The sequence below is a fragment of the Candidatus Limnocylindrales bacterium genome (assembly GCA_035559535.1).
Classification (GTDB): Bacteria; Moduliflexota; Moduliflexia; order Moduliflexales; family JAUQPW01; genus JAUQPW01.
Genome location: DATMBG010000032.1, coordinates 73,736 through 88,359, shown reverse-complemented (window position 1 = coordinate 88,359; position 14,624 = coordinate 73,736). Strand labels below are relative to the sequence as shown.

Genomic DNA, 14,624 nt, shown 5'->3' with positions numbered 1-14,624 from the left:
TTTTACAATGAAGGGTGAGTTATCGCCGTTTGTGAAAAAGCTGCGTCTGGTCTGGAGTTACTTGAAAGGAAACCCGGTTTGGTGTTCATGGCAGGTTACCTATTGGTGCAATTACAAATGCTCTTTTTGCTATTACTGGCAGGAACGCCCCAAAAACGAGGCAACCTTAGAGGATTTTCGAATAGGAGCGGAAAAGCTGGCGCAGTTTGGTTCTCTCATGATCAACATTGCAGGTGGAGAACCTTTTCTTCGGAAGGATCTACCTGAAATTATTTCCATTCTGGCGAAGTATCACTTTCCCTTTGTAACCACCAATGGATGGATGATTACCCGTGAATTGGCCCGAAGGGTTTATGAAGCCGGTTTATGGGGGGCCAGCGTCTCGATCGATTATCTGGACCCCAAAAAACATGATGCCATGCGGGGGCGAGAAGGCTCCCATGAACGGGCCGTGAGGGCTTTGAAGTTTTTCTCTGAGGAACGTATTCGGAGATACCAACGGGTTAATCTGATGACGGTCTTGTTCCATGATAACCTGGACGATATTGAAGGATTGATCCAATTAGCGGCCAAGCACAATGCCTATTTCATGGTTCAACCCTATAGTACCATGAAAACCGGGGAACAGAAATATCGTTTCGGAAAGGAGGCCACAGAACATCTGCTGAAATTGAAGAAGAAGTATAAAAACTTCCTCTCTAACCCGGTGTTCTTAGGTAACTTTGATCAATTCCTGACTACCGGAGGTATCTCGGGATGCCACGCCGGAAGATCCTTCTTCAATATCGATAATTTCTCTCAAGTATCTAAATGTGTGGAACATCGTCAGGCTTCTATAGGTAAAATTACGGAGTTACCCATTGAAAAAACCCTGGCTGCCTTGAAGCGAGAAAATGAAATGAATACCTGCGACGCTTGCTGGTATAACTGCCGCGGTGAGGTTGAAGTCCTTTACTCGATTAAGGGTTTGTGGAGCTCCCTTCCTACGTTGTTATTTACATGATCCAACCGGAGGTATGGGAGTATGAAAGTATGGGAGTAGGGAGGTATGGGAGTATGGGAGCATAGAAGTTTTATCTCCCCCACTCCCCCACCCCCACACTCCCATACTTCCTTCCATGCCCCCATACCTTCTCTTTTTAGAGGTGTAGAATGGCAGATTCTTCTCATATGAGCTTACCGGTCATAGAACAAAACGGAAATCCCAACGGTCACCCCTACAAAAAGGACCCTGCTCCAGGTCATTCTCTGGAAGATTTAATTCAACAAAGGTTGAATGAAGAAAGAGCCCGGTTAGAAAGGGAAGCAGGTATTCAGAAAAAGACCGTTCAACACTTTACAAGACCCCAAGAAAACCCCTTTACCCGGGACCAACGAGGTCATACGACCATTCTTTTTGGTGGATTAACCTGGAAGCACGAACACCTGGTCCATGGAGCCCTGGAAGGACTGGGCTATAAACCCAACTATCTACCCACCCCGGATGTAAAATCCTTCCAACTCGGGAAGGAGTATGGCAACAACGGTCAATGCAATCCCACTTACTTTACCGTTGGAAACCTGGTGAAGTATCTCCAAAATTTAGAAGCCCAGGGTCTGTCCAAAAAGGAAATTATCGATAACTATGTGTTCATTACCGCCGGGGCTTGTGGACCTTGCCGGTTCGGAATGTATGAGGCCGAATACCGACTGGCGTTACAAAATGCAGGATTTGATGGGTTCCGGGTTTTATTGTTCCAGCAATCCGGTGGGTTAAATCAGAGTGAAGTGGAAGCCGGACTTGAGATGAACGTTAAGTTCTTTATGGGATTGCTAAACGCCTTCAATATCGGGGACTTAATCAACGAGGTCTCCTACCAGATTCGGCCTTTTGAGGTCAAACCAGGCGCAACCGATCTGGCTCTGCGGGAAATTATGGATTACATGCACGAGGTTATGAAAAAGAAGGAATATTGGGAAATCAAGGGGATTTTGGGAAAAATTCTCAATAAAATGCCCAATTTGATGGATACCGCAGAGATGATTGGAAAGTTTTTAAACCAATTGTTCAGTGATTACTATACCGGTGCACTTAGAAACGTTCGGGATCGCTTCAACCAGATCGAAGTCGATCGTACCCGGGTGAAACCCATTGTAAAAATTACCGGTGAATTCTGGGCCCAAACCACGGAAGGCGATGGAAATTTTAATATGTTCCGATTCCTGGAACGGGAAGGTGCAGAGGTTCTGGTAGAACCCATTGCTACCTGGATTAATTATATGATCCATCAAGCCAAGCAAGGGATTCGGGACCGGAAGGGCCTGATAGAAGGGGAACCCACTCCAGAGTGGTGGGAATATCATAAACGGGTCAAGGCGCTCAAGAATTGCTATAGCAAGCTGGCCCAACTGACCATCGCCGAGAAAATCTTTGCCCGGGAATACAACCGACTCCGGGAAGCTTTGGGCGGAACGGCCCACGGGTTAACGGATCAATACGAACTCCAACGAATTGCCCATCCCATGTATAATTCCCGTGCAGGCGGAGGAGAAGGTCATTTGGAAGTGGCTAAAAATATCTACTACCATAATAAAGACCTCTGTCACATGGTTCTCTCGCTGAAGCCTTTTGGGTGTATGCCCAGTACCCAAAGTGATGGGGTTCAATCCGCCGTGATGGGTATGTACAAGGATATGATTTACCTCCCCATTGAAACCTCCGGTGAAGGTGAGATCAATGCCCATAGTCGGGTTCAAATGGCCTTGGGTGAAGCGAAAGTCAAAGCCAAAGAAGAATTCAAACGTGTTTTGGAGGCTACCGGCTATACTTTGGAAGAAATCAAAGCTTATGTAGAAGACCATCCCGAACTGAAACGGCCTATGTACAAGATCCCCCACTATAAAGGGATCATCGGTACGGCAGCTCGGTTCGTTCACCACGTTGCAGAATTGATGAGGGGTGAAGGTCGGAAGTAGATGGAGGAGTCTAGGGGTATGGGATCTAAGACCCGTGCTCCCTATACTCTCTAACAGGTTAGAGGAGGAAAAAATAATGGGCGGCTGCTGTTCTCAGGAATCCAATGGAGCCAGCAAACTTCTACAAATCGAAGGTATAGAACCTGGGCCCACAATCCAGGCGATTCCCCCGGATAAGAAAGAAAATATATCGGATCGCCATTTAATGATTGGTTTAGATGTCGGCTCTACAACGGTCAAAGCCGTGGTTGTAGATGTTGCTACGGATGAGATCGTCTGGAGCGACTATCAACGCCATGAAACCAAACAACCGGAAAAAGTCCTGGAATTCTTGAAACGAATTGAAGCAGAATTTCCTATTCCGACGGAGAATTTTCGTATTTTTGTTACCGGAAGTGGGGGGGCCAACGTAGGTCGTTTTATCGGTGCCAAGTTCGTTCAAGAAGTCAATGCCGTTTCCCTGGCCGTAGAAAAACTTTACCCAGAGGCCGGATCTGTGATCGAGTTGGGGGGGCAGGATGCTAAGATTATCATTTTCAAAGAAGATCCAGAGACTGGAAAAAAGAAAAAAATCCCTAGTATGAACGATAAATGCGCTGGAGGTACCGGGGCGGTCATCGATAAAATTAATGCTAAGCTTAGAATCCCACCGGAGAAAATGGCTGAACTGGAATATTTCGGACTAAGACTTCATCCGGTAGCCGGTAAATGCGGAGTCTTTGCAGAAACGGACATTAACGGCCTCCAGAAATCGGGGGTTCCTCCAGACGAACTCATGGCCTCTCTCTTTGAAGCCATTGTCCAGCAAAACCTCTCGGTCTTGACCCGGGGCAATACGCTCCGTCCCCATGTTCTACTGCTGGGGGGTCCCAATACCTATATCAAAGGGATGCAGGATTGCTGGAAAGCCAATATTCCCAAAATCTGGGAAGAACGAAAAGTTCCTCTCCCGCCCGGCGTGAATCCCATGGACCTGATCAAAGTTCCCAAGAATGCTCAATATTTCGCCGCCATTGGGGCCGTTGAGTTCGGAAAACAAGAAGATCCCCAGGTTGGGGTTTATAAGGGAACCAAAGAGCTGGAGTATTACATTAACTACGGACGGAATGAAGAGAAAGCCAAAAAAGCCGGTGGGGGTGGACTTAGTAAGAGCCCGGAAGAACTGGCGGCCTTCAAGGAAAAGTACAAGAAGAAAAAGTTCGTACCTAAAACGTTCTCTGCCGGTGAAATCGTCGAGGGATTTCTGGGTATTGATGGAGGATCTACCTCTACCAAAGCGGTTCTCATCGATAAAAATAAAGAAGTTTTGGTCAAGGCCTATCAACTCTCCAAGGGAAATCCTATCCAGGATACCATAGAGATCATCGGGAAGATTCGAAATCAGGTGGAATCCCAAGGGGCTACCTTGAAGGTCCTGGGAGTTGGAACCACCGGCTATGCCAAGGATATTCTGAAGGATGTTCTGGGTGCCGACGCTGCCATTGTAGAAACTGTTGCCCATACTGAATCGGGTCTCCACTTTTATAAGAATGTAGACGTGATCTGTGATGTGGGGGGACAGGATATCAAGCTCATGATCCTGAAAGACGGTCGTGTAAAGGACTTTAAGCTGAATACGCAATGCTCCGCCGGAAATGGATATTTCTTACAAAGCACTGCAGAGGGTTTTGGCTTTCCAGTTGAGGAATTCGCTGACCTGGCCTTCAGCGCCAAAGATTTTCCGGAGTTTGGATATGGATGCGCCGTATTTATGCAATCGGATATTGTGGACTTCCAACGACAGGGATGGAAAGCCGAAGAAATCATGGCCGGACTCGCCAACGTCCTTCCCAAGAACATCTGGCTCTATGTCTCCCAAATTCCCAATTTGTCTTCCCTGGGAACCCGCTTCCTTCTCCAGGGTGGAACCCAACATAACCTGGCCGCCGTAAAAGCCCAGGTGGATTTCATCGAATCCCGATTCAAAGATAAAGGGGTCAAGCCGGAGGTCATTGTCCATGAACATACCGGAGAAAGTGGGGCTATCGGAGCCGCTTTGGAAGCCCATCGGCTCTGGACAAATGGCCGACAGACTACTTTTATCGGTCTGGATAAAGTTGCCCAAATTACCTATAAAACCACCCGGAATGAAGATACCCGATGCTATTTCTGCAAGAACAAATGCCTCCGGACCTTCATCGATGTCAAGACCGGCCTGACAGAAAAGGATCCCTTAACCCAGGAATCTGGAAATGAGATGGGCCCAAAAGTTGAAAATAAGAAACCTTCCAAGGTGAAATCCAAAGTTCCTCTGGAACCGGGTACCCAACGGCTCATTATCGCAACCTGTGAGAAAGGAACGGTCGAAGACTTGAATGAGATGAAGGAAATCAAGAAGGGCCTGGATGCTGTTAAGAAAGAAAATCCGAATCTCTGCGAAATAGCCGCCGAAAAGGCCTGGGAATCTTTCAAACCTGAGATTGTAGCCGATCCGATTCCCATCTATGCTTTTACAGAGAAAACCCGGAAACGGATCCGGTTGATGGAAAACCGCCGAAATATTCGAATTGGTATTCCGAGGGTCCTCAATCAATACTCCCAGAATCCGCTGTTCAGCGCTTATTTTGAAAGCCTGGGAATTTTACCGGGTAATCTGGTCTATTCCGATTATACCAGTGAGCAACTCTACAAGGAAGGAGCCAAGCGAGGTTCCATTGATCCCTGCTTCCCCAGCAAGGTTGCGATTCCCCATATCCATAACCTGCTCTATGTACACCATAAGAAGAAAAAACTGGATTATATTTTCTTCCCCATGATCGATTCCCTCACCTCGGATTTGAAGTATACCCAATCTAACCGGGCCTGTCCCACGGTTACCGCAACGCCTGAGGCTGTCAAAGCGGCCTTTACCAAAGAGGGGGATCTCTTCAAGGAGATGGGGGTCGTATACCTGGATACCTTCCTGAATATCCCAGAAAGAAAGCTCTTTACCAAACAGATGTACGAGCAGTTTAAAGATATCCTAGGTCTCTCCGAAGAAGAAAATGAGCGTGCAGTGGAACAGGGATTTAAGGCTCTGGATTACTTCAATAATGTCATTCTTCGAGGAACAGCCCGGGAGGTCCTTAAGCGGCTGGAAGCAGAAGATAGACTGGGTATTGTGGTTCTCGGCCGCCCCTATCACAATGACCCCGGCATTAATCACGATATCCTGGAAGAGTTCCAAAAACTCGGTTATCCGATTCTGACCCAAGATTCTCTCCCCATCGATGAGGATATCCTGGAGCGACTCTTCGGTGAGGAAGTCCGCAAAGGTATTATCAAGCATCCCATGGATATCTCCGATGTATGGAAGAACTCCTATAGCGAGAATACGAGTCGTAAGATCTGGGCCGCTAAGTATGTGGCCCGTCATCCCAACCTGGTTGCTCTGGAACTCTCCAGCTTCAAGTGTGGCCATGATGCTCCCATCTATACCGTTATCGAGCGTATCGTGGAGAAATCCGGAACCCCTTACTTTTCCTTTAAGGATATCGATGAAAATAAGCCTACCGGCTCTATCAAAATTCGAGTGGAAACCATCGCCTACTTCTTAAAACGTTATCGGGAAGACATGATCAAAGAAAAGCAGAAGCGGAGGAAGATCGAAGAGCAGTTGAAAGCCTATGAAGCCAGACTACGGGTCGAGCTAAGCCAACAACATGCCCCAGAGGAAACTCCGGTGGAAAGGGAAACGACGGTCATGGTGGGATAATGTAGACGACCTTTCTCCAGGGGGAGCCAGCGCTCCCCCTTCTTTTTCTATTCCTCTAAAAAGTAACCAAAACAAACCTTTTCAAAGCCCTCCTGCCCATTGACACCCATTTACCGTTATATGGGATGCGTGCTCTCCAAACCCCTCCATTTCTTTCTCGGGATAAATTCCGTAAAGTCCTCTTTTTCCCTATCGATAGCTCCATCGTTTTGTTTCCGGTGAGTTTTACTTTCCATAAATCCCTACAGGGGTTTATAGTATATTGATTGTTACCTTGTTATCCTTATTTTGCTTAACGTTTAAGGGGCCCTCACCCCCCAACCCCCTATACATGCCAGGATAAGAAGATTAACCCCGGCGGAGCAACCTGTTTCACAGGCCGCCACCTGAGAGCGTGAAAAAAATTCTGAATGACTGAATCCCCTGGCTTGCGTCGGGGGCTACTCCCTGTTGGCCCCTGACAGGGTTTTTCAGCTTAACCTGGCGCGTATGCCCTGGACCCCTCTCCCACGCTACGGGAGAAGGGAGTTTCGGAGGGTCCATCTTCTTTGATTCTCTGGGCGCATGCCTGCTTTCATCTCGTCTTGAAAGTATTACTCACCTGGGTCAGCCTGGTCGGTAAAGGTTTTTAACCGCTTCCGCCTCTTTGGGTTTTTTGTCCTCAATTTCAATAAAAAACGGTCTGATCTGGGGGCCCTGGGTTGGCATTTTCGGATCGAATTGATATGCTTATATAAGCATATTAAATTTTTTATAAAAAACACTTGATAATTGATTTTTATTAACCTTCTATATAGCAATAGAGGGGAAGAAATTAATATGCTTTTTAAAGCATATATTTCATAACCCTTTGAACCCTGAGAAAGTTATGGAAGCTAAATCGGATATCTGGCTTGAAATGGGAGGGAAGATCATTCTCAATGATCGATCTGCAAAGCTTCTTACAGCAATTGAAGCGTCGGGTTCTTTAAAGGAAGCCGTGGAACAATGCAAGATGTCCTATCGGAACGCCTGGGGGTTACTTCGAAAAATGGAGGCGGCGTCGGGGATTAAATTCGTACAGATGCGATGGGGTGGAGGTGGAGAGGCCCACTGCCGACTTACCCCAGAAGGTAAAGAATGGCTTTCCAAATATCTGGTCTTTAGGGAAAAGGTGGAGAATTTTGTTCAGGATGAATTTACCCGCATATTTAAACGCCTCAAACTCTCCACGACTACCAGTGTGGTTAGTTCCGGGTTGTTGTCCGTCCTGCTTTCACCCTTTGAAAGGCAATTTAACATAAAAGTAGAGGTCTATCCGGTGGGTACCGGAAAGGCGCTAGAGTTGGCTGCAGCAGGACAGGTGGATGCCGTACTGGTTCATGCCCGGAAGTTAGAAGAGCGATTTCTTCAAGAGGGTCATGGGGTTAATCGTCGAGATATCATGTACAATCAGTTTGTCTTAGTAGGACCTCCTCAAGATCAGGCCCAGGTTAGCCTGGCTAAAACGGCCGTAGATGCTTTCAAACGGATAGCCAGGCAACAGGCCCTTTTCCTATCTCGAGGGGATGATTCCGGAACCCACTGTAAAGAGAAAGAAATCTGGGAGTTAGCCCGGATAAATCCTCAAGGTAAGTGGTATGTAGAGACTAAAAAGGGTATGTTAGAGACCCTTCAAATGGCCCAGAAGCAGGGAGCTTACACCCTTACAGATCGAGGTACCTTTTTAACCCTCCCACAACAGTCCAACCTGGCCCTCCTCTTCGAAGGAGATCCTGTCCTCTTCAACCCCTACAGCATCATAGCTGTTAACCCACTCAAACATCCTCAGGTTAAGTATGTGATGGCTATGGCTTTAATCGGCTGGTTAACCTCCCAGGAACAGAGAATTATCCAGGAGTTTGGGAAAGATAAATTCGGACAGCCGTTATTCTATCCAGTTCTTCTTTCCCAGGCAGAGCACCATCCATGAAACAGACAAAATTCAAATTTATCTCTTTGTATGGTTCCTGTTTTATTATCTGTCTGATCATTTTCCTTTACCCCATTATAGCCGTTGGACAGACCCCGGAGCCGAATTCACCTGTGGCCAATTCCCTTCTGATGGTGGTCGGCGAAGTAGAACATCCCCTTAGGCTAGAGGAATCTGATTTGGCAAAACTCCCCCGTCGTACGGTACAGGTCAGGGATCATGAAGGGAAAGAGGCAACCTATGAAGGAGTTCCCCTGGTAGACATTCTGCAACTTGCAGGTGTGAAATTCGGCAGGGAGTTACGTGGTAAACAGCTTGCCAGATATTTGCTTGTTCAAGCCGCAGACGGGTATCAAGTAGTTTTTGCATTACCCGAACTCGATCCGTCATTTACGGATCGTCTGGTCCTTCTTGCAGACCGACGAGATGGTCGGCCACTGTCGGCTCCAGAAGGGCCTCTACATATCGTTATTCCCGATGAGAAACGTCATGCCCGTTGGGTGAGGCAGGTGACCACCCTTAGGATTCTTCCCGCAGGTCGAGAGTAGGTGATAGGGAATAGCAACCTGCGGTTGGTAGGATCGGATAAAATTCAAACGACTTGGCCTGAATTCGATCCCAGATAGTTCACAAGTCAACAGCTCAAATTGAGTTTAGTCGGGGGAGTCTTGAAAACAGACCTCAGGATTTCGCGTACTTTTTCAGACTGCTCCAGGTTAAGCTCAATATAAGATATAAAAAGGACAGACATGCAAAGTAAATGGATTCCCCTTGCTGTACCGGTTGTTTTATGGATTACCTCTTTACTGGTTCTGGCTGCAGAGGAGCCCAAGCCAACGATTAATATCTTTCCAAATCAAGCAGTTAAACTCACCATTGGAGGATATGCCCATTTTCAATTTTCCACCAGTTCCGTAGAAGATCAGGTAGACAGCTCTTTTGAAGTTCGAAGGGCTCGATTGACTGCAGATGCCGTCCTGAGTGATTGGCTATCGGGAAGAATCATGATTGATGCAGCTTCAAGCACGGATATACTCCGAGACGCCTACCTACTCCTTAATTTCGATCCCCGGTTTAATATCCGCATTGGTCAGTACAAGCGGCCCTTTTTTTTACTTGAAATCCTCTCTGCGACAACTCACCTCCCCATTGAGCGGGGGGTTCGTATCCGAGGTTTAGGAAGAACCGCGCTGTTCGATTTACTGGATATTCTGAACTATACGAACCGGGATATCGGGGTTCAGTTTGAAGGAAAGTTCGAAAGCTCAACGCCCATCCGCTATGCTTTAAGCATTACCAATGGAGGACCTGCCAATAGATTAGACACGGACAATGGCAAAGAGTTAATTGCTCGGGTGGTCGTCTCCCCTCTCAAGAAGTTCGATGTGGGCTTTGCCTTCGCCAATAATAACTACGAAGGCGTTCCAATTGCTTCAAATCCCTTGCCGCCCACTGAATCGGCCAATGCCCAGGCCTTTGGAATTGATTTCCTTTATGAACAGGGAAAAACTAAAGGGCTCTATGTGCAGGCGGACTTGGATGTTGCCGATAATTACCAGGGACCCAAAGTAGGAAATACAAACGTATTCCTGACCCAAGATGTTCCTACCTTATTTGGATTTCAAGTCAACGCAGGATATCGGTTTGAGCTCCATAACAGATGGATGAGCTTCATAGAGCCACTTTTTCGGTTTGATTATGCAGACCCCAATCGAGATAAAGACGATGATGCGTCTTATCTTATAACCCCGGGGGTTAATCTATATTTACAGAAATCGGTTCGACTCATGTTTAACTATGATATCGTCTCGTTTCAATCGGAAGCCCAGGAGACAGAATCTGCCTTCCGATTCCAAGCCCAGTTTGTATTTTAATGTTTAAAGTGTAAAGCAGAAGCAATCCCTACCTGCTTCTGCTTTATATATTTCCAGGAGGAAGTTCCTATGCGTAGACGTCGTACTTTCCTCTTCCCCTTAATTACAGTCTTTATTTTCCAGATTCTCATAGGATTTTCCCAGGCTCAACCTTATCCGGAGCAAAAGGATCTTATCCTGGCCACCACTACCAGTACCCAAGACTCCGGACTCTTAGACGTCTTAATCCCCGTCTTTGAAAAAAAGACGGGATACAGGGTAAAAACCATTTCGGTCGGTTCAGGGCAGGCCATGGCTCTGGGAGAGCGGGGAGAAGCTGATGTGTTGTTGGTTCATGCTCCCGAGGCCGAGAAGAAGTTTATAGAAAACGGATTTGGGGTGAACCGACGCCTGGTCATGTATAATGATTTCATCTTTGTAGGGCCTCCGGAGGATCCTGCCGGACTCAAAGGCACTTCATCGGCTTCGGAAGGGTTGAAAAAAATAGCCGATACCGGAGCCTTGTTTATCTCCCGAGGGGATAACTCCGGAACCCATCAGTTAGAGAAAAAACTCTGGAAAAGCATCGGAATCACTCCGGCAGGCCAGGCCTGGTATCAAGAATCCGGCCAGGGAATGGGCCAAACGCTGGGAATTGCCTCAGAAAAAAAGGCCTATACTTTAACGGATCGAGGAACTTACCTGGCACTGAAGAAAACACTCAATCTGGATATCCTTCTACAAGGGGATAAATCCTTGCTAAACATTTATCATGTTATCGAAGTTAATCCGATGAAGTGGCCTAAAGTAAATGCAGCAGGAGCTAAAGCTTTCAGTGATTTCATGGTTTCTCCTGAAGCTCAAGACCTGATCAGAACTTTTGGAGTAGAGAAGTTCGGTCAGCCTCTTTTTTTCCCTGCCGCAGGAAAAAAAGAAGAAGAACTGGGATAAACGCAAGGAATGGTCTTCTCCTGGTAAAAAAGATATTCCTAAAAAGAGCTCTCCCGGTGGAAATAGAAGGCTTTCTTTCTAACCTTTCTAGAAAGAAAAGATGAATCCTGTCCGGGGAAACGACATATTCCATCGGTCTTTCCGGCATGTCTTTATGAGAAAGAATTTTGTCTCCCGGCAGAGTTAAGCGTTAAGTCATTAATAAATCAGAGGATCAGGTGAAAAAGTCCGGTATTTTGTCTCTTTTAGAAAGACAAAAGGGAGGGAAATGGGACAGGCTAAATTCCACAGACCTATTTTAAAATCCCCTATCCATGGGTTGTTTTTATCAAGGGGAGATTTTTTCAGTTCCATGGCCTGAAACATGCAAGAAAGCGTAGAGAGTTGAACAGAGAATCCGGTGGAGATATTTTGTCGTTAGGGTTCTGCAGAATTAAGATCCTGAAAACATGCCGGGGTTTGTGAAGGGGACCGATGTGTTATTTTTCTGACTATAGGTCCAGATAGGGAATCCGGAAACCCGGGGCGAAGCGAGAGAAACAAAGTCGTCTCTGAACTTCAAGGGATTGCTTCGTGGAAGCTACCCTGGGATATCCAAGGGCTCGTAAAGACAACTTTAGAGGGATCAAGATTAACTTTACAAGGTAGTAAATACCAGGAGGTAAAGGCCATGATAGCAAAATTATTTATATTCAATTTTGTCTTTTTCTTGTTTGTCTTTTTCTTGATTAATTTCATCACACCCGCAGGGATTCCAGATGCCTTTGCGGCTCCACACGTGGAGCTTACAAAGGCAGATTGTGACTTGATTATAGCAGCCGCAGAGGCACAGGCCAACGTTGAAGCTTCTGCATTGCGAGTACCCTCCGGTACAACCACGAAAATGCATATTGCCTGTGTAGATAGGGATGGGAAGATCATTGAATTTAGATCTATGCCCGATGCCTGGGCAGGAAGCATTGATATTGCACGGGCTAAAGCAAACACGGCCCGGGCCTTCAGCAGTAATGAAAATGCTCTTTCCAGCCGGAGTATTGGATGTTTATCCCAGGCAGTAACTGCCACCAATCATCCCGGAGCGACCCCTGCTTTAGGCGTTCTATGGATGATTGGAAACAGTAACCTGGCTCCTGCCGTTAAAGGCAATGCAAAAACAGAAGGATTTGTGGGGGGAATCATTCAGTTCCCAGGAGGTCTTCCTCTATACAAAGACTCCAACGGAGACGGTATTAATGATACCTTAGTAGGTGCCATCGGGGTGAGTGGAGATGGAGTTGAAGAAGATGAGGACGTAGCCGAAGCCGGGACGAAAGCCGATCAACCAGGCGCTGCATCCGATTATCAGGCTCCTTCTGCCTTACAGACCGCAGCTCCTTTCTTTATAGATCCTGCACCGGCTACTACCAGCACGGACGGCGATCCCTGCACCCTGGGCAAATAGTCAACCCTGAAACGTAAAACCCCGGCCAGGGGGAAGTATTTGCTAAGGGCCAGGACACCATCCGGTGACCCACCGGCAAAAACTTCCCCCTACCTCATCCTCCCGGGTCCTTTGAGCAAAACCATCCTTTCCGGATTTTGGGATGGCTTCGTCGACCATAACCGTTAATTCTCTTAATTGCAAAATAGCTTCAGAGGATATACCCTACCCTATCCCCACTTTTTCAAGTTTCAAGAAAAGATGATTTGAGACGAAGACTTCTCCTTGAAATCCCAGACAATGACCGCGAATCGACCTGCCTCCTAGCTTAGGTTAAAATTTCCCTCGTCAGAGAGACGGTTTTGTTTTAAAATATGGTAAAATATAAAAATAGTAGCAACTGTTATTTTATCTTCCAGGGGGAAGGTTTTTTTAAAGTCAAGGGCCTGTTTTCGAGGGTGTTTTCAAATGGCCAGGAATAAAAATAAATGGATAAAAGCCAAAGCGATGGGTAAAAGCTTTTTCCAGCAATTGGGTCCAGGGCTTATCACCGGGGCTTCAGATGATGATCCCAGTGGAATTGTTACTTATTCTAAAGCGGGAGCCCAGTTCGGTTGTGGGATGCTATGGACAATGTTATTTTCCTATCCCTTGATGAGTGTAGTTCAGGAGATTAGTGCCCGGGTTGGTCGGGTTACCGGTCGGGGGATAGCGGGAAACATCCGTCATTATTATAGTCCCTGGTTCCTATATACCCTGGTGCCTTTGCTCTTCCTGGCCAATGTCATTACGTTGGGTGCAGATATCAGTGCCATGGGAGCTACTCTACAACTTGTGATCGGTGGACCTTTGCTTTTATATGTGCTGGTTTTCTCTTTAATCTCGCTCATCCTTCAAATTTTTATACCTTATACGCGATATGTTAAATACCTCAAGTGGCTTACCCTGGCTTTATTTTCCTATATTGCCACCGTTTTTGTCGTCCCTATTCCATGGGGTCAGGCAATTCGGGCAACCTTCCTACCATCTCTTTCCTTTGAACCTGGAAACATTACCATGTTCATTGCGGTACTTGGTACAACGATCAGTCCCTATTTGTTCTTTTGGCAGGCTTCTCAAGAGGTTGAGGAGGTAAAGAATACTCCGGGGGATCGACCGCTTAAGAAGGATCCCCGGCAGGCTCCAGAGCAACTGAATCGGATCAGGTTCGATACTTATATGGGAATGGCAGTTTCCAACGGAGTGGGGTATTTCATCATGCTGACCGCTGCAGTCTCCCTTCACACCCAGGGACAAGCGGATGTTGAGACGGCGGCCCGGGCGGCTCAAGCCTTAGAACCGGTTGCCGGTCGTTTTGCTTTCCTCCTTTTTGCAGCGGGTATTATAGGTACAGGTTTATTGGCAGTCCCGGTTCTAGCAGGCTCGGCGGCCTATGCAGTCGGAGAGGCCCTTAAATGGCCGGTGGGTCTTGAGCGAAAGCCTTTGGAGGCAAAGGGATTTTATGGAGTTCTCACAGTTGCAACGCTCCTCGGTCTGGTTATGAATTTCTTTCATATTAATCCCATTAAGGCCCTGGTTTGGGCCGCAGTCATCAATGGGATCATTGCCGTACCGATCATCATAGTGATGATGTTTATGGCCTCAGATCCTAAAGTAATGGGCAAATTTACCCTCTCCTTGCCCCTCAAAATCTTAGGGTGGATAACAACCCTTATCATGCTCGCAGCTACCCTTGGTCTGTTGGCAACCTGGGGGAAATAG

General features: G+C 46.9%; 9 protein-coding genes. All 9 read left to right on the top strand.

Annotated features, from left to right (window positions below):
* Positions 1 to 31: 31 nt before the first annotated feature.
* The 9 genes from VNM22_10245 (at position 32) to VNM22_10205 (ending at position 14,624) form a co-directional block, all read left to right on the top strand.
* The gene (locus tag VNM22_10245; protein ID HWP47530.1) at positions 32 to 1,003 is read left to right on the top strand and encodes a radical SAM protein; all 972 of its coding nucleotides are present in this window, start codon (positions 32 to 34) and stop codon (positions 1,001 to 1,003) included.
* Between the two features lie 149 nt (positions 1,004 to 1,152).
* Positions 1,153 to 2,955 (top strand): hypothetical protein, encoded by a 1,803-nt coding sequence (locus tag VNM22_10240; protein ID HWP47529.1) that lies wholly within the window; start codon positions 1,153 to 1,155, stop codon positions 2,953 to 2,955.
* A 76-nt stretch (positions 2,956 to 3,031) separates the two neighbouring features.
* On the top strand, positions 3,032 to 6,688 hold the full coding sequence (locus VNM22_10235) for a BadF/BadG/BcrA/BcrD ATPase family protein (GenBank protein HWP47528.1): 3,657 nt from the start codon (positions 3,032 to 3,034) through the stop codon (positions 6,686 to 6,688).
* Between the two features lie 868 nt (positions 6,689 to 7,556).
* Positions 7,557 to 8,639: a substrate-binding domain-containing protein gene (locus tag VNM22_10230; protein ID HWP47527.1), complete on the top strand. Its 1,083-nt coding sequence runs from the start codon at positions 7,557 to 7,559 to the stop codon at positions 8,637 to 8,639.
* Positions 8,636 to 9,187: a molybdopterin-dependent oxidoreductase gene (locus VNM22_10225; protein ID HWP47526.1), complete on the top strand. Its 552-nt coding sequence runs from the start codon at positions 8,636 to 8,638 to the stop codon at positions 9,185 to 9,187. Before VNM22_10230 ends, VNM22_10225 begins: the two co-directional genes overlap by 4 nt.
* A gap of 201 nt (positions 9,188 to 9,388) precedes the next feature.
* Positions 9,389 to 10,513, top strand: coding sequence for a porin (locus tag VNM22_10220; protein HWP47525.1), 1,125 nt, complete (start codon positions 9,389 to 9,391; stop codon positions 10,511 to 10,513).
* A gap of 69 nt (positions 10,514 to 10,582) precedes the next feature.
* Entirely contained in the window at positions 10,583 to 11,443 is an 861-nt protein-coding gene (locus tag VNM22_10215; protein ID HWP47524.1) for a substrate-binding domain-containing protein, read from the top strand.
* 670 nt (positions 11,444 to 12,113) lie between these two features.
* Positions 12,114 to 12,884 carry a heme-binding protein gene (locus VNM22_10210; GenBank protein ID HWP47523.1) on the top strand — a complete coding sequence of 257 codons (771 nt, stop codon included), beginning with the start codon at positions 12,114 to 12,116 and terminating at the stop codon, positions 12,882 to 12,884.
* Between the two features lie 447 nt (positions 12,885 to 13,331).
* The gene (locus VNM22_10205; protein ID HWP47522.1) at positions 13,332 to 14,624 is read left to right on the top strand and encodes a divalent metal cation transporter; all 1,293 of its coding nucleotides are present in this window, start codon (positions 13,332 to 13,334) and stop codon (positions 14,622 to 14,624) included.